Source organism: Sedimentitalea nanhaiensis DSM 24252 (assembly GCF_000473225.1).
Taxonomy (GTDB): Bacteria; Pseudomonadota; Alphaproteobacteria; order Rhodobacterales; family Rhodobacteraceae; genus Sedimentitalea; species Sedimentitalea nanhaiensis.
Genome location: NZ_KI421509.1, coordinates 1,282,683 through 1,302,323 on the forward strand (window position 1 = coordinate 1,282,683; position 19,641 = coordinate 1,302,323).

Consider the following 19,641-nt stretch of genomic DNA (forward strand, 5'->3'; position numbering starts at 1 on the left):
GTCAGGCTCATGTTGTTCTTGAGTATTATGAAATTGTCTCACAACGCGGAGCGTGTCACAAGGGACGAAATCAAAGGATGCCACCATGACCGTTCCCTCCATCTCGTTCGAATTCTTCCCGCCGCAGAACCTCGAAGGGTCGTTCCGTCTGTGGGACACCGTTCAGACGCTTGCGCCTCTGGACCCCCGGTTCGTTTCGGTCACATACGGTGCCGGTGGCACCACCCGCGACCTGACCCGGGATGCGGTGGCCACGCTGCACAAATCTTCGGGATTGAACGTCGCGGCGCATCTGACCTGTGTCAACGCCACCCGCGCCGAAACCATGGCCATCGCCGACGGGTTTGCCAAGGCGGGTGTCACCGACATCGTCGCGCTGCGAGGCGATCCGCCCAAGGGCAGCGGTGCCTTTGCCCCCCACCCCGAGGGGTTTGCCAATTCCATTGAACTGATTTCGGCCCTGGCCGAAACCGGAAAATTCAACATCCGCGTCGGCGCCTATCCGGACAAGCACCCCGAAGCCGCCGACCTGGCCGCCGATGTGAACTGGCTCAAGGCCAAGCTGGACGCAGGCGCAACCGAGGCGCTGACCCAGTTCTTTTTCGAGGCCGAGACCTTTCTGCGGTTCCGCGATGCCTGCGCCGCTGCCGGGATCGATGCGGCCCTGACACCGGGCATCCTGCCGATCGAGAACTGGAAAGGCGCGCGGGCCTTTGCCAACCGGTGTGGCGCACAAATTCCGGCCTGGGTCGACGATGCGTTTGACAAGGCGCTGCGCGACGGGCGCGAAGATCTTCTGGCCACGGCGCTGTGCACCGAACTGTGCAGCGATCTGATCGACGAAGGCGTGGACAAGCTGCATTTCTATACGCTGAACCGCCCGGAACTGACCCGCGATGTGTGTCACGCCCTTGGGGTGACTCCAAAGGTACAGCTGCAGAACGTCGCGTAACTGTTGCCCCGGCCCCGCCGCCTGCTAGCCTGATCCGGCACAGGAGGGGCAGGATGAACATCGCAAGCGATCCAAGTGAACTTTTGTCGATGGCCGAGGTGCTGTCGATGTCGGGGCTGGAATTCATGCAGGGGATCGTGCAGGGCCGCCTGCCCGGTCCTCCGATCGGCGAAACGCTGGGCTATGCACTGTATTCGGTCGACACAGGCCGCGCCGTGTTTCGCGGCACGCCGGACTTCAGCGTCACCAACCCCATGGGCACCGTGCATGGCGGCTGGTACGGCACATTGCTGGACAGCGCCATGGCCTGTGCGGTGATGACCCGCGTGCCGCGCGGGTCGGCCTATACGACGCTGGAATACAAGATCAACATCCTGCGCCCGATCCCTCTGGGAACGCTGATCGAGTGCATCGGTGAAACCGACCATGTCGGACGATCCACCGGCGTCGCCCATGGCGAAATCCGGGGCGTCGCGGATGGCAGACTCTATGCCACCGGATCGACCACCTGCATCGTCATGCAGATGACGCCCAATGAGATCGCCGACGGTTAACGCCCGGATCCGTTGCCCGAATTTGCATTCGGCAGGGTGATCCGGGGCGATGGGGCATTTTCATCCAGCGGTGGCCGCGCGCCGCGCATGATGTTGCGCAGCGGTCCGGGTGTCAGGGCGGACAGCGGGTTCACCTGCACCCGTGGCGAACTGGCCGGGCCGGTGAGCGTATAATTGAACCCGATCATGCCTTCGCCCTTGCGTCCCACCACGCTGCCAATCTGATTCAACAGATAGATCGGCGAAATCACCCCCTGCATCCGCAGCCGGTTGCTGAGCAAATCCATGGTCCCGTCCATCGACAGGCCGATAGAAGGACCGATGGCGCTGCTTTCGAATACCGTCACCTTCGAGGGGGCCAGACGGAACCTGGCATCGACCTCGCTGAACTGGATGCCCTGCCCGGACAGCTCGTCCAACAGACCGACCACGCTGACCGCGTTCAGCAAGGCGGCGATGGCCGGCGCCTCGCGCACCTTGGTGTCGGTGATCCGCAACGTCCCGTCGAACTGTCCGGGGCGGCTGGACGGCAGCAGGGTCAAAGCGAAATCGCCACCATGGGCCTTGGTCAGCAACCCGGCCGCGCGGATCACCCCGCCGGCATCGTTGGATTGCACCTGCACCGCACTGCGCCCGCCACGCGGGGCAAGCTGGCCGCTGACGCGGGTCTGCCCGTTGACCTTGCCGCTGAACGGCCCGGACAGGCCGCCCGCAAGATTGAACCGGCCCGAAAAGTCGGTCAGCGCAATGGTGTCGCTCACTTGCAGACGGCTCAGTGACACCTGCAACCCGCCGGGCTGCGCATCCGCCCCGCCGCCGCCGCCGCTGTCAAAGGTCGCCCGGCGCATGTCCAGCGTCCCGCTGAGAATCCGCAGATCGGGCGCGGCGCGCCCCCGCCCCACCAGTTCAACCGAGGCATCCAGCCAATCGTGCAGCCGCACCGAGCTCAGCAAGGCACGGTCCAGCCCGCCACCGGGCCGATTGACCACCGCCCCCGTGGCCGACAGCCCCGCCGCCTGCAACACCAGCCGGTCGATACGCGTCTGCGCCCCCAGAACGCCGTTCAGTTCCAGCATGCCCGCAGCGGACGCCGGTTTGGACCAGCCCAGCGGCGGCAATCTCAATCCGACGCCCTTCAGATCCGAGGTCACCGTCAGGGTCGGCGGCTTGCCGGGGGCGAGATCCAGCGTAAACCGGCCCGTGCCCCGGCCCGACACGCTGTTGTTGGGCAGGCCGATACCAAAGGTTTCGACAAGCCGTGGCGACAGTTCCACCTGCCCCTCCAGCCGGCTGCCCTTTGGGGTATCCCGTCCGATAGGCTGACGCCAACGCACCTCGACCGGAAGCTGGTCGATGCTGCCGCTGCCCGCCAGGACGATCTGCGTCTGATCCCCGGTCAGCATCAGCGTATCGGCCCGCACCGTGTGATCGGGCACCAGCACATCGCTTTGGACCCCATCGATCTGCCCGTTCAGGTGAAACTCGAACTCTTCGAACTGCACCCTGGGTTTCAGCGGCAGCGCCACCGTCCCCTGCACCCGCGCCTGCCCCTGTGCCATATCCACCGGCAGTGGCGTGTCCTTGAGCACCGCCAGCGGCGGACGGTTCAACAACGACAGCACCGAGGTGACCGACCCCTGCCCCTGCACCCGCACCAGAGCCGGCGTCGCCGGTTTGACATCGACATCCGGAATGATGAACGAGGTGCCGCTGACCTCGACCGCCCCGCCCATGTCAGCCACGATCTGACCTGCGGTCGCCGTGGCCACAAACCGCCCCCCCACCATGCTGACCTGCCCGGAGGCACCAGAGATCGGCGGTTGGGTCTTGAGAAAGACAATGGTGGACTCCAAATAATCGAAATCCAGATACAGGTTCGGCTTCTGCCCCGGATACAACCGCAGCGCCAGGTCGATGTCGCGCAGGCTGCCGCCCGACAGGTTCTCGTCCACCCATTTCCTCGGCTTGGGGACGGCGCGTTCCGGCCACAGCTCAAGCAGGCGTTCAGGCGTCAGATTGTCGGTGCGCCCGTCCAGCGACAGCGTCCAGCCATCGGGATCGGCGGCCAGCGCCCCGGACATGTGCAGCTGGCTGTCCTGCTGCGTGACATGCAACTGGCCCAGCGTCATGCGGAACGGGGCCAGTTCCAGACGAAAATCCGCCGTGGCCCCCGGCACCTGCAACGGGGTTTCATACAGCCCGTCGGGATTGATCGTCATGTCGCTCAGATTGAACTGACCGATCAACGCATCCAATCCCCGCGCGCCCAACCCCAGATAGGCCCGCCCCTCGGCCAGACCGGTGCCCCAGCTGCTTGCGACATAGACCTCGTCGAACTGAATCATCTGTTCGGCGGGTCGATAGGTGAAATAGCTGCGCGCGCCCTCAAACGGGATCGGACGGGTCGCGTCCGTGGGTTGCAGCACCCCGGCCCCGATCTGCAGGGTCGCCGACAACGGGCCAAGCGCGCCCTCGGCATCCACACTGCCCCGCAACGCGCCCGATATCGGCGCACGCAGCACATCCATCCAGGCCAGCGCGACGGCCTGCGCCGCGATATCCGCAGCCTCGATATCCTGAACCAGGATGCCAAAATCGGCACTGTTCGCCCCGATGCGACTGGCATAGTTCATTTCGATCGTGCTGACCTGATCGGTTCCCGTCAGCAGGGCGAATCCGGCAGCCAGCCGCAGCTCATCCCCGGCCCGGTCCAGCTGCACCCGCCCGCCATCCAGCGTCCAGACCCGGTTTTTCAACCCGTCCTCATAGCGCAGGGTCAGCGCATCCATCTCGACCGAAACCAGAGCCGCCAAGGCAGGCAGCAGGAACAGCCGATCACCCTTTTCGATCAACCGCGGCAGATTGGCGGCCTGGTTCACGGTGGCGGCATTGTTGCCCAACGCCAGCGACAGCGTGCCCTGCGCATCCCGCCGCAGGGTCGCAAAGGCCCCGGTCAGCGAAATGCTCTTGGCCTGCAATTGCCCGCGCAACAAAGGCCGCATGGCCAGGCTGGCCTCGGCGTCCGACAACTGAACGACCGGCAGCCCCCGGGCATCGGTCAACGCCACGTCGCGCAGCCGCACGCGCGGCCGCCAGCCCCGGTTGACCACCATCTCGACATCGCCAAAGGTGATCTGCATGCCCCCCAGATTGCGCTCGATCCGCGTTTCGATGCGGTCACGCAACCATTCGGGCAGGGTCAGCGTCTGTCCGATACCCCACAGCGCCAGACCGCCCAGCATCAGCGAAAATACCGATACGAGAATCAGCGACCAGCCCCCCGCGCGCCACCAACGCGATCTGGGACGGCGCACCACTGCGGCGGCAGTATCCTGCGGGGATGGGATTTCGGGTTTGTCTGCCATGAGTCCTGGCCCAAATGCCTTTAAGTTTTCCGGTTCCGACCTATGCTGACCGTAACCCGATATCAATCGAATGGAGACGACATGCTCGACGTTGGCGACATCGCCCCCGAATTCACCCTGCCGCGCGATGGCGGCACACTAGTCAGCCTGTCCGATCTGCGCGGGCAGGCCGTTGTGCTGTTCTTCTATCCCCGCGATGATACGCCGGGCTGCACCAGGGAATCCATTGGATTTTCCGAACATCTGCAGGCCTTTGCCGAAGCTGGCGCGCAGGTGCTGGGGATTTCCAGGGACAGCGTTGCCAGCCACGAGAAATTCGCCCGCAAACACGGGCTGACCACCGCATTGCTGTCGGACGAGAACGGGGCCGCGTGCGAAGACTATGGCGTCTGGGTGGAAAAGAAGATGTACGGCAAGACCTTCATGGGGATCGAACGCAGTACCTATCTGATCGATGCCCGGGGGCGCATCGCGCGGATCTGGCGCAAGGTCAAGGTGCCGGGCCATGTTGACGAGGTTCTGCAGGCCGCTCGGAATCTCTGAGAACGGCACACCCGGATCGCGTGAAAACACAGCATGTGCCGCAACCGCACAACAATGGGCGCAAACAGGTTTTCGTTAATCATTTTTGCCTATCAAGAGATCGGTTTGCGATCTATCAAGAGGCGGCCATGCATCCCGGGCCAACCGGATGCCCGTCATGGCCGACCAGATCGTGTTTGGTAACAGTAAGATACGGAGAAACCTGATGACCCACCCCACCACCGCGGCAACGCAGCACGGCAATTCGCGCCGCCTTGGCCCGGGGGTCGCACGCGTTCTGCACCGGGTACGCAGGTTCGCCTGCATCGCTCCGGCCATGCTGTTGCTGTCTGCCTGCGGTGGCGAATGGGCCACGGATTATGGCGAACCGCTGGATGCCGCGACCACCGCCAACTGGCGCGTCAGCAGCGTGCAGGTGTCGGTGCCCGATACCCTGACCGTTTCCGACGAGGATACGTTTGCCCCCAATGCCGACATCGTCTGGCATGGCGACCCCGCAGGCGATCGCCGCGCACAGGTTCAGACCATCATTCGCGACGCCGCCCGCACCGCCACCGCCGGGATGCGCGGCGGCAAGCCGGTCGCCCTGGCGATTACCCTGCAACAGTTCCACGGCGTAACGCCGATCACCATGGCCCGCGCGCCCGAGGCGGTTTACAACATCGCCTTCACGGCTCAGATCACCGACTCCCGTACCGGTGCCGCGCTGACGCCACCCACCTATATCCAGGCCGACCTGCCAGCCGTGGTGCGCGAACAGGGCATAGACGCCCTGCAATTCGGACCGTCACAGAAAGAACGCGTGACCACCCACGTCGCCGCAACGATTCAGGGCTGGTTGGGCATCGGCCCCGACATTCGCGGCACATTCAGCAGCCTGGGGCGCTGAGCCTGCCGCGGGCGGTGGCGCATCCGCCTCTGCAACGCATCGCCCAGCCCCCAAGGGACGCCCGGCGGCACCCCGCCTGAGCACTCCGGCAAAAGCCGTCTGCGGTGCCTATATATCCGGATATCCGACCGCCTGCGCGCGCGGTCCGCCGGAACAGGGGCCAACGTCACCGGCCCCCATCGATCCCCGTTCCTGATCGGGACCGATGGGGCGGCAACAGCGCCTATTTCACCCTGCTGTCCGGGTGCAGCGCGGTGCCAAGAATATGATCGGAGCGGTGGATCACATGATGCGCCTGCCCCACGATCAGCGGATCGGGCGCATCGACAATCGCGTGATCCTTGCCCGGATAGTCCAGCGACGCCAGAAAATGCCGCATGCAATTGAGCCGCGCGCGTTTCTTGTCGTTGGACTTGATCACCGTCCAGGGCGCATCGGCGGTGTCGGTGTAAAAGAACATCGCCTCCTTGGCCTCGGTGTAATCGTCCCATTTGGTCAGGCTCGCCTTGTCGATCGGACTCAGCTTCCAGCGCTTCAACGGGTCGGTCTCACGGCTGTCAAAGCGGCGTTTCTGCTCGAGCTGCGTGACCGAGAACCAGTATTTGTACAAACGGATGCCCGCCCGCACCAGCATGCGCTCCAACTCGGGCGTCTGGCGCATGAACTCAAGGTAATCGCCCGGATTGCAGAACCCCATCACCCGCTCGACACCGGCACGGTTGTACCATGACCGGTCGAGAAACACCATTTCCCCCGCCGTCGGCAGATGCGTCATATAGCGTTGAAAATACCACTGGCCGCGCTCTTCCTCGGTCGGCTTGTTCAGCGCCACGACCCGCGCGGCCCGCGGGTTCAGGTGCTCGGTGAACCGCTTGATCGTACCGCCCTTGCCGGCCGCGTCCCGGCCTTCGAACAGCAGCACGAATTTCTGCCCGGTCTCCTGACCCCACAACTGCACCTTCAGCAGTTCGGCCTGCAACAGCGCCTTGTCCGCCTCGTATCTGCGGCGGCTCAGCTTGCGGGAATACGGGTACCGCCCGCTCTCAAAGGCACGACGCACCTGTTCGCCGCTGGGCTGCGTGCGCGGTTGTGCAGGCTGGGCCGGTTGTTCCGGTTGGGCCGAAACCGGCGTCGGTTGTGCGGCAACCGGTTTGGCAACAGGCGGGACTGTCATAGGCACGTTTCCTTTTTCATGTTTTATGATTATCTCCAGTCTAGCCTCTTGCGGAATTTGTAGCCTTGATCCGTGTCAAAAAACTGTCACTGTTAAGGCTCCGGTTCCCGTCCCGGCCATTGCACGCCGGTCGCAGAAATTGAACTCCAGAAGGAAACCGCCCATGCGCCCCATCCTGATCGCCCTTGGCCTGGCCGCCAGCCTCACCGCCGCCATGGCTCAGGCCGAGAACCGCATCGATCGCATCCGCCCCGACGCTCCGGCCCTGGCCCCCTATGGCGATCTTCCCATCGGCGTGCAGACCCTGACTTTTGTGAACCCGGACCAGATCGACATCGTCAACACCACGGCCGATGCCGAACCGCTGTATGACCGCCCCCTCACGGTCGAGGTCTGGTATCCCGCCGCCACCGGTACCCAGCCCGGCGGAACCTATACCGCCGTGCTGCGCGATGGCAAAACCGAGGTCGCACTGCAAGGTCGGGCGGCGCGCGATGCCGCCCCGGCCAGCGGCACGGCCTATCCGCTGGTGGTGATCAGCCACGGCTATCCCGGCAACCGCTTTCTGATGAGTCATCTGGGCGAGAACCTCGCCTCCAAGGGCTATGTCGCCGTGTCCATCGACCATGCCGACAGCACCTATTCCGATCAGGCGGCCTTTGGCTCGACGCTGCTGAACCGCCCCATCGACCAGAAATTCGCGATCGACCAGATGGCCGCGCTGGACGGTCCGCTGGGCGACATCGTCGACGCGGACAACACTGCCGTCATCGGTTATTCCATGGGCGGCTACGGGGCGCTGATATTTGCCGGGGCCGGCGTCACCCAGGCGGCCACCGAATATGAATGGGGTACGCCGAACGGGCTGCTGGCCCGCCACCTGGCCGGGTCCGAGACCCACGCGGCGCTGGTGGACGACCGCGTCAAGGCGGTGATCGCAATCGGTCCCTGGGGCATGAACGCCGGATTCTGGGATGCCTCGGGCCTGTCCGGCATCCAGAAACCGCTGTTGCTGATGGCCGGCGGTGCCGACGATGTGTCGGTCTATCCGGCGATCCGCCAGATCTTTGAAGGCGCGTCCAACACCACACGCCACCTGCTGACGTTTGAATCCGCCAATCACAATGCCGCCGCTCCGATGCCCGCCCCCGAAGAAAGCTGGGCCATGGTCGAAACGCTGGATTTCGCACCGTTCGACCATTATGCCGACGCGGTCTGGGACACCAACCGCATGAACAACATCGCCCAGCATTTCGCCACCGCCTTTCTCGACCTGCACCTCAAGGGTCAGCAGGACCGCGCCGACTATCTCGACCTTATCCCGCGTGCCGCGGACGGCGTTCTGGCAACCGATGACGCGGGCAATCCGGCCGAGGATCATACCTATTGGCGCGGCTTTGCCCCGCGCACCGCACAGGGGCTGACCTTCGAAACGCTGCCAACGGGCGAATGACGCACCGATGCAGAGCCAAACCCTGACCCTGAACGGCGCCCCGTTCTTTATCCGCCGTTGGGGCAATCCCGACCTGCCGCCGTTGTTGATGCTACATGGCTTTCCCGAATATGGCGGGGCCTGGGGCGATCTCGCGCCGCACCTTGCCGACCGGTTCCACTGCATTGCCCCGGATCAACGCGGCTATGGTCAAAGCTGGGCACCCGACGGGGTGGAAAACTATACCACGTCCAAACTGGTCGGGGACATGGTGGCGCTGATCGACCAGATCGGCGCACCGCTCATGGTAATGGGCCATGACTGGGGCGCGGCGGTGGCGTACGGGCTGGCGATGTTCAAACCCGATCTGGTCAGCCGCCTGATCATCGCCAACGGGGTGCATCCGGTGCCGTTTCAACGCGCCATGGCTGCTGGCGGGGCGCAATCGGAGGCCAGCCAGTACATCAATTACCTGCGCCGCGACGACAGCCATGACGCGCTGGCCGCCAATGATTTCGACCGGATGAAAACGCTGTTCATGGCCAAGATGGACAGCGGCTGGCTGACCGAGGCCAAGAAACAGGATTACCTGACCGAATGGGCACGTCCCGGCCGCCTGAAAACCATGATCCACTGGTATCGCGCATCGCCCCTGCGCATCGCCGCACCGGGCCAGCCGCTGACCGACCTGCCCGCGCTGCCGGTGGACCGCCTGACGGTGCGCTGTCCGCATCTGCTGATCTGGGGCGATCAGGACACCGCCCTGCTGCCCGAGGCAACCCAAGGGCTTGAGGATTTTGTCCCCGACCTGACTCGCATCGACCTGCCGGGGCTGAACCACTGGCTGATCCACCAGGATCCACAGGCCGTGGCACAGGCGATCCGGGATTGGCTGGAGCGGTCCTAAGCCGTCTGGCGCAGCCGAACCCGTTTCGTCTTGCCTGAACTGTCACACTGGAAAAGGTTACCGTGTTTCGTCAGGAACCCGTTCCATGTCTTTTCGGGATAGCTCGTGATCTGCATGTCCATGTGACGACGCACCATCCCGTTGAGCGTAGCTATCTCGGTCCAGGATCTGCCGCGCTCCCGACGCAGGATTTCCGCAACCGCCATGTGAAGTGGCAAGCCGACCAGAACGGAGGACAGTTCTGTTTGACGCAACGGCAATGGTATGACTGCGGGCTTGGGTTCCATCTCATCCTGCTGCTTCTCAAGCGGCACAAACCATCCGCAGGCCCGCTGAAACGACTCCGGGGTCTGCACCCCGCCCATTCCCGTCACCCGGTAACCGCGTTCGCGCAGATACCGTGCCAGATGGGTAAAATCCCCATCCGAACTGACGATCACGAATCGCTGCGCCAGCCCCCGCGCCGCCAGATCCACCGCGTCTATCGCCAGCTTCATATCCGCCGAATTCTTGCCGCAATGGGTGTGGATCAGATCCACGCCCGGCTCGGCATCCCACCCCGACAACAGCGCCGCATTGCCGTATACCCGCCGGATGCGCAGCGCGCCCTGCTGCCTGGCCCGTTTCAGGATAATCTCGGCGTGACTGACGGCAATGTTCTCGCCATCGATCAGGACCGCGACGGTGTGATCATCGGCAAATAACTCCGAAACGGGTGCGGCAAGGGTCATGGAGCAGCCTTTAGCAAGGATTTTCACCAGACTAGGCACCCGATCGCGGCAGGAAAATGGCACCGGACTGGCGATTCCCTGACGCCCTGGCGATGCCCCAGTCGGTCGGATGGCATCCGCCCGCGCCGCGTCGCCGATCCACCGCACATTCCTGTTCAGCACCATATGCCCCTCGATCGAATGCGGCCGCGGGCTGTGCGCCATCCCGATGGGGCCCGCATGGCCACCCGTCTGCCCATTCGCAACAGCTTCGCCCTTCCCCATTCCCCGCCACACTGCCATAATGGGACAAAACAACAACAGAGCAGCGGTATGAACGATCTTCTGACCCAAGCGGCCATCACGGACTATGACGCCTCCTCGATCGAAGTGCTCGAAGGGCTGGAACCGGTGCGCAAACGCCCGGGCATGTATATCGGCGGCACCGACGAACGCGCCCTGCACCATCTGGTGGCCGAGGTGCTGGACAACTCGATGGACGAGGCCGTCGCCGGGCACGCCAACCGGATCGAGGTCGAACTGCACGAAGATTTCGCAGTCACCATCCGCGACAACGGCCGTGGCATCCCGGTCGATCCGCACCCGAAATTCCCCGACAAATCCGCACTCGAAGTCATCCTTTGCACCCTGCACGCGGGCGGCAAGTTTTCCGGCAAGGCCTATGAAACCTCCGGCGGTCTGCACGGGGTCGGGGCCTCGGTGGTCAATGCCCTCAGCGATTCCATGGTGGTGCAGGTCGCCCGCAACAGGGAACTCTACGAACAACGGTTTTCCCGTGGCATCCCACAGGGTCCGGTCAAAATGATCGGGGCCGCCCCCAACCGGCGCGGCACCACCGTCACCTTCCATGCCGATGCCGAGATCTTCGGCCATCACAAATTCAAACCCGCCCGCCTGTTCAATTCGATCCGCTCCAAGGCCTACCTGTTTTCCGGAGTCGAAATCCGCTGGAAATCCGCCATTGACGACGGCGAAACCCCGACCGAGGCCACGTTCCACTTTCCCGGCGGATTGTCGGACTATCTGACCGAAACCCTGGGCAGCGCCAGTACCTATGCCGACCGCCCCTTTGCCGGCACCGTCGATTTCCGCGAAAAATTCAACACCCCGGGCAAGGTCGAATGGGCGATCAACTGGACCCCCTCGCGCGACGGCTTCATCCAGTCCTACTGTAACACCGTCCCCACCCCCGAGGGCGGCACCCACGAGGCCGGGTTCTGGGCCGCCATCCTCAAGGGCGTCAAGGCCTATGGCGAACTGATCAGCAACCGCAAGGCCAGCCAGATCACCCGCGACGACCTGACGACGGGGGGCTGCGCGCTGGTTTCCTGCTTTATCCGCGAACCGGAATTCGTCGGCCAGACCAAGGACCGCCTGGCCACGGTCGAGGCGCAACGGCTGGTGGAAAACGCCGTGCGCGACCATTTCGACAACTGGCTGGCGGCCGATACCAAATCCGCCGGCGCGATCCTCGATTTCCTCGTGCTGCGCTCCGAAGAACGCCTGCGCCGCCGTCAGGAAAAGGAAACCGCGCGCAAATCCGCCACCAAGAAACTGCGCCTGCCCGGCAAGCTGACCGACTGCTCAAGCAACACCCGCGAAGGCACCGAACTGTTCATCGTCGAAGGCGACAGCGCCGGCGGGTCCGCCAAGATGGCCCGCAACCGCAAGACCCAGGCCCTGCTGCCTCTGCGCGGCAAGATCCTGAACGTGCTGGGCGCGGCCAGTTCCAAACTGGGCAGCAACGCCGAGATTTCCGACCTGACCCAGGCCCTTGGCGTCGGGCTGGGGTCCAAGTTCAACGTCGACGACCTGCGCTATGACAAGATCATCATCATGACCGACGCCGATGTCGACGGGGCCCATATCGCCGCCCTGCTGATGACGTTTTTCTTTACCCAGATGCGCCCGATGATCGACACCGGCCATCTGTACCTGGCCTGCCCGCCGCTGTTCCGCCTTACCCAGGGGGCCAAACGGGTCTATTGCACCGACGAGGTGGAAAAAGACGCGCTGCTGGAAAAGGGTCTGGGCGGCAAGGGCAAGATCGACGTCTCGCGTTTCAAGGGTCTGGGGGAAATGGACGCCAAGGATCTGAAAGAAACCACCATGGACCCCGCGTCGCGCAAGCTGATCCGCGTCACCATAGACGAAGACGAGCCCGGCGAGACCGGCGACCTGGTGGAACGGCTGATGGGGAAAAAGCCGGAAATGCGATTCCAGTATATTCAGGAGAATGCGCGGTTTGTCGAAGAGCTGGATGTTTGAGCTGACGGCATTTCCATTCCAGGCTAACACTATCTGTTTCCTGGTACGAGTTCGTCGATGTTTCTGTTTAACATTCTCACTTTCGTCTCATTCATGCTTGCTTTGGCATCGGACGAACAACAACCTCTGCGTTCCCCCATGCCTGCGATCCCGTTGCGGGCTCCGTGTGGGTCACCGATCTTGTGCCTCGGCTCGATACCGAGGGTGTTTGGCGCAAGATCGGCACAAGCATGGAGCATACCCAGAATTTCACTGAGTGTCTGCAAGGCGAGCAACTGGCGTGCACGATCGTCGGCGGCGAACTGATGTCCGGGCGTGACCTGCCGCGTGATCTGGACTTGTCGATGGGCCTGTTAGGCCCGGCTTGTGATGCCGGTGTCGGCTCGGCTTGCCTCGGCGTCGCTGCGTACCTGTCCGAACACCTTCCTGATTCTCTCGACCCCTATCTGGTTGCGGATCTCTACGCGCGGGCATGCGCTGGGGCATGGACGCAGCCTGCCTGTTTCACGCAAGCGTTTATGCCGATGGCAAACTCATTCCGCCGGACTATGAAACAGCCGAGGCAATACTAAGCGGCGACTGCGCCAGGGGCAGCGCCGCAAGCTGCTATGGCTATGCAATGCTGTATTATGAAGGTGAAATGTTTCCCAAAGACCTCCCCCTCGCCGTCGAGATATTGGAACGCGCCTTTGCACTGGACTCTGCGGACGGGTGTTGGCGTTTGGGACTTTCCCTGGATCTGGGCAAGACCGGCGACCGGACCCGCAGCGCGCCGGCACGCTGCTCGATAAATCCTGCTAACTTGGCCTTGGGAATGGATGTTATCAGGCCGCTTTGATACGCACCCGGATTCCCGATCCGCAGCTTTCCGACTACGACATGTCGCTTGGACGCCTGACCCGAGGCTGTAGCCTCGGCAATGCCGACAGTTGCACGAAGGCTGGCTATTTGCATGGCGAGGGTCTCGTTTCCAAAGCAGATCCCGTTTCTTCCTTCGAATTCGAAAAACTTGGATGCGATCTCGACGAACCGGTCGCATGCCACAACCTTGGCTTGAAGTACGAGTTCGGGCGTGGTGTCAAAACGAATGGGCCGCTGGCGGAGCAGGCTTACAGACGCGCCTGCCAGTTGGGAAACTCGGGCGGTTGCAACGGCTTGGGCGATATCTATGCGAAAGGGATGGCTCGCCCTCGGGATGATCGCCGCGCCGTCGAACTTTTGAACAATCCTGCGAGATGGGGAACGCAACCAGTTGCGCGAATGTCGCCCTGTTCGGCGAAAGACTGCGCGGCGGATATCGCAGCAAATCTGAAATTCTCGCGTATTACAAACGCGGTTGTGAGGGTGGGTTTGAAGAAGCCCGCGCGAGAGCCCGGAAAATCGAATCCAAGCGTTGAAAACGCGCCGGGTGTGTCGGTTTGAAAAGGCACGTTTCTGTCCACAGGCGAATGACAGCCTCGCAACCAGGAAACCGGCGAACCAAGACCAAACCGCTGCGGACCCCGTCCCGAGCGGCCCGCCACGGCGTTCTGCATTAACCTTTCGGCAACCCCGGTTGACGCCGCCCGGTTACAGGATACCGGGCAGGTTCAGCCCCTGTTCGCGGGCGCAGTCCCTGGCGATCTCATACCCCGCATCGGCGTGGCGCATGACCCCCGTCGCCGGGTCGTTCCACAGCACGCGGGCAATGCGCCGGTCCGCGTCCTCGGTCCCGTCACAACAGATCACCATGCCCGAATGCTGGCTGAACCCCATGCCGACTCCGCCGCCGTGATGCAGCGACACCCAGGTCGCGCCGGACGCGGTATTGAGCAGCGCATTCAGCAGCGGCCAGTCGCTCACCGCGTCGCTGCCATCCTTCATCGCCTCGGTCTCGCGGTTCGGCGACGCCACCGATCCCGAATCCAGATGATCGCGCCCGATCACGATGGGGGCCGACAATTCGCCCGTGCGCACCATCTCGTTGAACGCCAGCCCAAGTTTGTCCCGCACGCCCAGCCCGACCCAGCAGATCCGCGCCGGCAGACCCTGAAACGCGATCCGGTCGCGCGCCATGTCCAGCCAGTTGTGCAGATGCGGATCGTCGATCAACTCTTTCACCTTGGCGTCGGTCTTATAGATATCCTCGGGGTCTCCCGACAGCGCGGCCCAGCGAAACGGTCCAACGCCGCGACAGAACAACGGCCGGATATAGGCGGGGACAAAACCGGGAAAGGCAAAGGCGTTCTCCAGCCCCTCTTCCAGAGCCACCTGTCTGATATTGTTGCCATAATCCAGCGTCGGCACGCCAGCATTCCAGAAATCGACCATTGCGGCGACATGTGTTTTCATGCTGGCGCGGGCCGCTTTTTCCACTGCTTTGGGGTCACTTTCGCGTTTCTCGCGCCATTGGGCCATGGTCCAGCCCTGCGGCAGATATCCGTTGATCGGGTCGTGGGCACTGGTCTGGTCGGTGACAATATCGGGGCGCACACCGCGCTTTACCAGTTCGGGAAACACATCCGCGGCATTGCCCAGCAAGCCAACCGACTTTGCCTCGCCCGCTTTGGTCCAGCGCTCGATCATCTCCAGCGCCTCATCCAGAGTTTCAGCCTTTTCATCGACGTATTTCGTGCGCAACCGGAAATCGATGCTGTCCGGGTTACACTCGACCGCCAAACAGCACGCCCCGGCCATCACCGCAGCCAGCGGCTGGGCTCCGCCCATGCCGCCCAGACCGCCTGTCAGGATCCACTTGCCGGTCAGATCGCCGCCGTAATGCTGCCGACCGGCTTCGACAAAGGTTTCATATGTGCCCTGCACAATCCCTTGCGATCCAATGTAAATCCACGATCCGGCGGTCATCTGGCCGTACATCGCCAGACCCTTCTTATCCAGTTCGTTAAAGTGATCCCAGGTCGCCCAATGCGGCACCAGGTTGCTGTTGGCGATCAGCACACGCGGCGCATCCTTGTGGGTCTGAAACACACCAACCGGCTTGCCGGACTGCACCAACAGGGTCTGATCCTCGTTCAGGTCCTTGAGGCTGGCGACGATGGTATCGAAGTCCTGCCAGGTGCGCGCCGCGCGCCCGATGCCGCCATACACCACCAACTCGTGCGGATTTTCTGCCACGTCCGGATGCAGATTGTTCATCAGCATCCGCATCGGCGCCTCGGTCAGCCAGCTCTTGGCGGTGATTTCGCTGCCGGTGGCGGGAAAGACGTCGCGGGTGTTCTTGCGCGGATCGCTCATGATTTTCCTCCAAGTGTCAGGGCCAGTTCAGCCAAGGTGTTCAAGATATTGCCTAAATGCGGACGCAGGCGTGCGGCCTTGATGGCGTCATAGCTCCAGGGCGCTGCCTCGTCCGTCAGATAGGTGGATTGGGCCAGTTCCATCTGAATCGCGTGGACGCCCGTTTCGGGTCGCCCATACCGGCGCGTGGTCCAGCCGCCCTTGAACCGACCGTTGGTTGTGCTGCTGTACCCCTCGGCGTCGGAACAGATCTGCTGAACCGCGCGCTCGATCTGCGGGTCACAGGTCGCGCCCAGATTGGTGCCGATGTTGAAATCGGGCAACGTACCGTCGAACAGGAACGGAATCCGTGATCGGATCGAGTGGCAATCATACAGGATCGCCACCCCGTGCAGATCGCGCACGCGCTTCAATTCAGCCAGCAAGGCCGAATGATACGGCGCATGGAAGGCACTTCTGCGCGCCTCGGTTGCGGCGGTGTCAGGCGCGGTGGTCCAGATGTCCTGACCGTCGAAATCGGTGAGCGGTACCAACCCGGTTGTGTTCTGCCCCGGATACAACGACACGCCCGACGGATCACGATTGGCGTCCACAACGTAGCGGTGAAAGGTCGCGCGCACCGTTGTCGCCCCGGGCAACAGCCCGTCGTACAGGCGGTGGATATGCCAGTCCGTATCATCCAACCCCTGACCGCGACCGTTCAGATCGGCGGCAATTTCGGCGGGCACATGAGTTCCGGTATGGGGCATACCCAGAACGATGGGGCTGTCGCCCTGACACACCTCGACCGGGGTCATGCGCCCAACTCCGGCATCGGCACACCTGTGATCTGGGCAATCTCGCCGCTGGCCACCAGAACCGCCGCGCGCTCCAGATCGGGCGCCAGGTAGCGATCCTCGCCCAGCGTTGCCACCTCCTGGCGCAGGCGCACGACGACACGCTGCAACCGCTCGCTGGTGGTCAGCGGCGCGCGGAAATCGATGCCCTGTGCGGCGCACAGCAGTTCGACTCCCAGAATGCGGTTGAGGTTCTCGATCATCTGACCCAGACGGCGCGCACCGTGGGCAGCCATGCTGACGTGATCCTCCTGGTTTGCCGAGGTCGGCGTGCTGTCGGTCACGCAGGGATTGGCCAAATGCTTGTTTTCGCTCATCAACGCGGCGGTGGTGACTTCGGCGATCATATAGCCGCTGTTCAGCCCCGGATCGGGCGTCAGAAACGGCGGCAGGTTGAAACTGAGTACCGGATCGACAATCAGCGCCACCCGGCGCTGCGCTATGGCGCCAATCTCGGCGACGGCCAGCGCAATCATGTCGGCGGCAAAGCCGACCGGTTCGGCATGGAAATTGCCGCCCGATACGATCATGTCGGCCCCGATCAGGACCAGCGGGTTGTCCGTGGCCGCGTTGGCTTCGATTTCAAGGGTTCGCGCCGCCATGCGCAGAACATCCATTGCCGCCCCGGTCACCTGGGGCTGACACCGAATGCAATACGGGTCCTGAACCCGGGCGTCGTCCACCACATGGCTATTGCGGATGTCCGACCCGTCCAGCAGCGCACGCATGGTCTGGCCCGCGTCGATCTGGCCGCGATGGCCACGCAATTCATGGATTTCCGGCTGCAATGGGGCGGTCGAGCCCATGATCGCATCGGTCGACAGGGCCGAAATCACCAGCGCCGCATGGGTCGCCCGCCAGGCATCCAACAGCCCGGCCAGCGCAAAGGCGGTGGAAAACTGGGTGCCGTTGATCAGCGCCAGACCCTCTTTCGGGCCCAATTCAATCGGGGTCAGACCGGCGGCGGCCAGTGCTTTGTCCCCGGCCATGATCTGCCCGTCGAACTCTGCCTCGCCCTGGCCCATCATCACGGCGGTCATATGCGCCAGCGGTGCCAGATCGCCCGAGGCGCCGACCGAACCCTGCGCCGGAATGACCGGAGTGACCCCTTTTTGCAGCATCGCCTGCAGCAGGTCGACCACTTCAAGCCGCACGCCCGACGCGCCGCGCCCCAGACTCAGCAGCTTCAGTGCCATCACCAGCCGTGCGTGGCGCCGCGAAATCGCCGGCCCAACCCCACAGCAGTGCGACAGGATCAGGTTGCGTTGCAGGGTGGCCGTGTCCTCGGAGGCGATCTTGACGCTGGCCAGCTTGCCGAACCCGGTGTTCACCCCATAAACCGCGTCGGTGCCCGCGACCGCCTTGGCGATGCGCGATTGTGCCAGCTCAATGGCAGGGCGGCACGCCGGGTCCAGATGAACGACAGCATCGGACCAATAGATCCGCGCCAGATCATCCAGACTGACCGCGCCCGGCATCAGTGTCAAATTGGTCACGATCCACCTCCGAAAATGCGGGTATAAAGCGGGTTGAACCCGATGCGATAGGCCAGTTCGGCAGGGTGCTGAACATCCCAGACCGCGAGATCGGCGCGCTGTCCGACCGCCACCTGCCCGCAATCGGTCAACCCAAGTGCGCGGGCCGCGTTGCAGGTAACGCCCGCCAACGCTTCTTGCGGGGTCATGCGAAACAGGGTGCAGGCCATGTTCATCGTCAACAACAACGAGGTCAGCGGCGACGATCCAGGATTGCAATCGGTGGCCAGCGCCATCGGCACGCCGTGCTTGCGCAGGGCCGCAATCGGGGGCTGTTGGGTTTCGCGCAGGGTATAGTACGCACCGGGCAGGATGACCCCGACAGTCCCCGCCCCCGCCATTGCGACAATACCGTCTTCGTCGAGATATTCGATGTGATCCGCAGACAGCGCCCCATAGTGCGCCGCCATCTTGGCCCCCCCAAGGTTTGACAGTTGCTCTGCATGCAGCTTGAGCGGCAAACCGAGATCCCGGGCGACATCAAACACCCGCGCGATCTGATCCGGCAAAAACGCGATCCCTTCGCAAAACCCGTCAACCGCATCCACCAATCCTTCGGCATGGGCCGCGCGCAGAGTGGGAATGCAGATTTCTTCCAGGTAAGTGTCCGCTCGACCATCATATTCGACTGGAACCGCATGGGCCCCCAGGAAACTGGTGGACACCCGCACCGGTCGCTGTTGCTCCAACGCCCGCGCGGCGCGCAGCATCCGCAATTCGGTGTCCCGATCCAGGCCATAACCGGACTTGATCTCGATCGTCGACACCCCTTCGGCAATCAACGCGTCGAGACGTGGCAGTGCATCCGCGATCAGGTCCTGTTGGCTGGCGGCACGGGTCGCCTTGACGGTCGAGACGATACCGCCCCCGGCGCGTGCCACCTCTTCATAGCTGGCCCCGTTCAGGCGCATTTCGAATTCCTGCGCCCGGTTGCCGCCAAAGACCAGATGGGTGTGGCAATCGATCAACCCCGGCGTGACCAACCGCCCTTCAAGATCCTGCTGTGGCCAGCCTCGGTAGGCTTCGGGCAACTCCGCGCCCACATGCGCAATTGTCCCGCCATCCAACGCGATCACCCCTGCATCGACGAGGCCATAGCCGCCAGCCGTTGCCATTGTCGCAATCCGCGCCCCTGTCAAAACTTGCTGCGCCATTCATTTTGACCCTTTTTATTTCAGTGTTAATTCGCTTATGTATGCACATAATTGAGTCGTCAAGAGG

The 19,641-nt window shown here is 63.2% G+C and carries 16 protein-coding genes; 9 read left to right on the forward strand and 7 right to left on the reverse strand.

Annotation, left to right across the window (positions count from 1 at the left end):
• Positions 1–85 precede the first annotated feature (85 nt).
• Both metF and NANH_RS0108010 read left to right on the forward strand, forming a co-directional pair.
• The gene (gene metF, locus NANH_RS0108005) at positions 86–952 is read left to right on the forward strand and encodes a methylenetetrahydrofolate reductase [NAD(P)H] (protein ID WP_027261556.1); all 867 of its coding nucleotides are present in this window, start codon (positions 86–88) and stop codon (positions 950–952) included.
• 53 nt (positions 953–1,005) lie between these two features.
• Positions 1,006–1,506, forward strand: coding sequence for a PaaI family thioesterase (locus NANH_RS0108010; RefSeq protein WP_027261557.1), 501 nt, complete (start codon positions 1,006–1,008; stop codon positions 1,504–1,506).
• Here NANH_RS0108010 and NANH_RS0108015 read toward each other — a convergent pair.
• Positions 1,503–4,871, reverse strand: a complete 3,369-nt coding sequence (locus tag NANH_RS0108015) for an AsmA family protein (RefSeq protein ID WP_051372288.1) — start codon at positions 4,869–4,871, stop codon at positions 1,503–1,505. The genes NANH_RS0108010 and NANH_RS0108015 overlap by 4 nt on opposite strands.
• Positions 4,872–4,952: 81 nt before the next feature.
• Between NANH_RS0108015 and NANH_RS0108020 the strand changes: the two genes are divergently transcribed.
• Both NANH_RS0108020 and NANH_RS0108025 read left to right on the forward strand, forming a co-directional pair.
• A complete protein-coding gene (locus tag NANH_RS0108020) occupies positions 4,953–5,414 on the forward strand; it encodes a peroxiredoxin (RefSeq protein ID WP_027261559.1) in 462 nt (153 codons plus the stop codon).
• Positions 5,415–5,619: 205 nt separating this feature from the next.
• A complete protein-coding gene (locus NANH_RS0108025; RefSeq protein ID WP_139236307.1) occupies positions 5,620–6,303 on the forward strand; it encodes a DUF6778 family protein in 684 nt (227 codons plus the stop codon).
• 223 nt (positions 6,304–6,526) lie between these two features.
• Here NANH_RS0108025 and ppk2 read toward each other — a convergent pair whose 3' ends face one another.
• On the reverse strand, positions 6,527–7,477 hold the full coding sequence (gene ppk2, locus NANH_RS25775; protein WP_036049572.1) for a polyphosphate kinase 2: 951 nt from the start codon (positions 7,475–7,477) through the stop codon (positions 6,527–6,529).
• Positions 7,478–7,640: 163 nt separating this feature from the next.
• On the opposite strand from ppk2, the gene NANH_RS0108035 reads away from it, so the two are divergent.
• Together NANH_RS0108035 and NANH_RS0108040 are read left to right on the forward strand one after the other, a co-directional pair.
• Positions 7,641–8,930 carry an alpha/beta hydrolase family protein gene (locus NANH_RS0108035; protein WP_027261561.1) on the forward strand — a complete coding sequence of 430 codons (1,290 nt, stop codon included), beginning with the start codon at positions 7,641–7,643 and terminating at the stop codon, positions 8,928–8,930.
• A 7-nt stretch (positions 8,931–8,937) separates the two neighbouring features.
• On the forward strand, positions 8,938–9,816 hold the full coding sequence (locus tag NANH_RS0108040; RefSeq protein ID WP_027261562.1) for an alpha/beta fold hydrolase: 879 nt from the start codon (positions 8,938–8,940) through the stop codon (positions 9,814–9,816).
• On the opposite strand, the gene NANH_RS0108045 is transcribed toward NANH_RS0108040, so the two are convergent.
• Positions 9,813–10,547, reverse strand: a complete 735-nt coding sequence (locus NANH_RS0108045; RefSeq protein ID WP_074920556.1) for an NYN domain-containing protein — start codon at positions 10,545–10,547, stop codon at positions 9,813–9,815. The genes NANH_RS0108040 and NANH_RS0108045 overlap by 4 nt on opposite strands.
• A gap of 312 nt (positions 10,548–10,859) precedes the next feature.
• On the opposite strand from NANH_RS0108045, the gene parE reads away from it, so the two are divergent.
• From parE to NANH_RS0108060, 3 genes are all read left to right on the forward strand, one after another.
• Positions 10,860–12,815: a DNA topoisomerase IV subunit B gene (parE, locus tag NANH_RS0108050; RefSeq protein ID WP_027261564.1), complete on the forward strand. Its 1,956-nt coding sequence runs from the start codon at positions 10,860–10,862 to the stop codon at positions 12,813–12,815.
• 484 nt (positions 12,816–13,299) lie between these two features.
• Positions 13,300–13,653, forward strand: coding sequence for an SEL1-like repeat protein (locus tag NANH_RS0108055; RefSeq protein ID WP_139236309.1), 354 nt, complete (start codon positions 13,300–13,302; stop codon positions 13,651–13,653).
• On the forward strand, positions 13,650–14,237 hold the full coding sequence (locus NANH_RS0108060) for a tetratricopeptide repeat protein (protein ID WP_027261566.1): 588 nt from the start codon (positions 13,650–13,652) through the stop codon (positions 14,235–14,237). Before NANH_RS0108055 ends, NANH_RS0108060 begins: the two co-directional genes overlap by 4 nt.
• Before the next feature lie 147 nt (positions 14,238–14,384).
• On the opposite strand, the gene hutU is transcribed toward NANH_RS0108060, so the two are convergent.
• From hutU to hutI, 4 genes are read right to left on the reverse strand one after another with little or no spacing between them, the layout of a single operon-like run.
• Positions 14,385–16,049, reverse strand: a complete 1,665-nt coding sequence (gene hutU / locus NANH_RS0108065) for a urocanate hydratase (RefSeq protein WP_027261567.1) — start codon at positions 16,047–16,049, stop codon at positions 14,385–14,387.
• Positions 16,046–16,846 (reverse strand): N-formylglutamate deformylase, encoded by an 801-nt coding sequence (gene hutG / locus NANH_RS0108070; protein WP_027261568.1) that lies wholly within the window; start codon positions 16,844–16,846, stop codon positions 16,046–16,048. Before hutG ends, hutU begins: the two co-directional genes overlap by 4 nt.
• Complete coding sequence (gene hutH, locus NANH_RS0108075) at positions 16,843–18,381, reverse strand: histidine ammonia-lyase (protein WP_027261569.1); 1,539 nt, start codon at positions 18,379–18,381, stop codon at positions 16,843–16,845. The genes hutG and hutH overlap by 4 nt, the downstream gene beginning before the upstream one ends.
• Positions 18,378–19,574: an imidazolonepropionase gene (gene hutI / locus NANH_RS0108080; RefSeq protein ID WP_027261570.1), complete on the reverse strand. Its 1,197-nt coding sequence runs from the start codon at positions 19,572–19,574 to the stop codon at positions 18,378–18,380. Before hutI ends, hutH begins: the two co-directional genes overlap by 4 nt.
• Positions 19,575–19,641 lie beyond the last annotated feature (67 nt).

What these genes read in the sequence shown, in the direction of transcription:
- hutU (WP_027261567.1), bottom strand. Translation starts at nt 16,049, where the DNA reads ATGAGCGATCCGCGCAAGAACACCCGCGACGTCTTTCCCGCCACCGGC.
- NANH_RS0108040 (WP_027261562.1), top strand. Translation starts at nt 8,938, where the DNA reads ATGCAGAGCCAAACCCTGACCCTGAACGGCGCCCCGTTCTTTATCCGC.
- NANH_RS0108020 (WP_027261559.1), top strand. Translation starts at nt 4,953, where the DNA reads ATGCTCGACGTTGGCGACATCGCCCCCGAATTCACCCTGCCGCGCGAT.
- hutG (WP_027261568.1), bottom strand. Translation starts at nt 16,846, where the DNA reads ATGACCCCGGTCGAGGTGTGTCAGGGCGACAGCCCCATCGTTCTGGGT.
- NANH_RS0108010 (WP_027261557.1), top strand. Translation starts at nt 1,006, where the DNA reads ATGAACATCGCAAGCGATCCAAGTGAACTTTTGTCGATGGCCGAGGTG.
- hutI (WP_027261570.1), bottom strand. Translation starts at nt 19,574, where the DNA reads ATGGCGCAGCAAGTTTTGACAGGGGCGCGGATTGCGACAATGGCAACG.
- NANH_RS0108035 (WP_027261561.1), top strand. Translation starts at nt 7,641, where the DNA reads ATGCGCCCCATCCTGATCGCCCTTGGCCTGGCCGCCAGCCTCACCGCC.
- NANH_RS0108055 (WP_139236309.1), top strand. Translation starts at nt 13,300, where the DNA reads ATGGACGCAGCCTGCCTGTTTCACGCAAGCGTTTATGCCGATGGCAAA.
- ppk2 (WP_036049572.1), bottom strand. Translation starts at nt 7,477, where the DNA reads ATGACAGTCCCGCCTGTTGCCAAACCGGTTGCCGCACAACCGACGCCG.
- metF (WP_027261556.1), top strand. Translation starts at nt 86, where the DNA reads ATGACCGTTCCCTCCATCTCGTTCGAATTCTTCCCGCCGCAGAACCTC.
- NANH_RS0108025 (WP_139236307.1), top strand. Translation starts at nt 5,620, where the DNA reads ATGACCCACCCCACCACCGCGGCAACGCAGCACGGCAATTCGCGCCGC.
- NANH_RS0108045 (WP_074920556.1), bottom strand. Translation starts at nt 10,547, where the DNA reads ATGACCCTTGCCGCACCCGTTTCGGAGTTATTTGCCGATGATCACACC.
- NANH_RS0108015 (WP_051372288.1), bottom strand. Translation starts at nt 4,871, where the DNA reads ATGGCAGACAAACCCGAAATCCCATCCCCGCAGGATACTGCCGCCGCA.
- parE (WP_027261564.1), top strand. Translation starts at nt 10,860, where the DNA reads ATGAACGATCTTCTGACCCAAGCGGCCATCACGGACTATGACGCCTCC.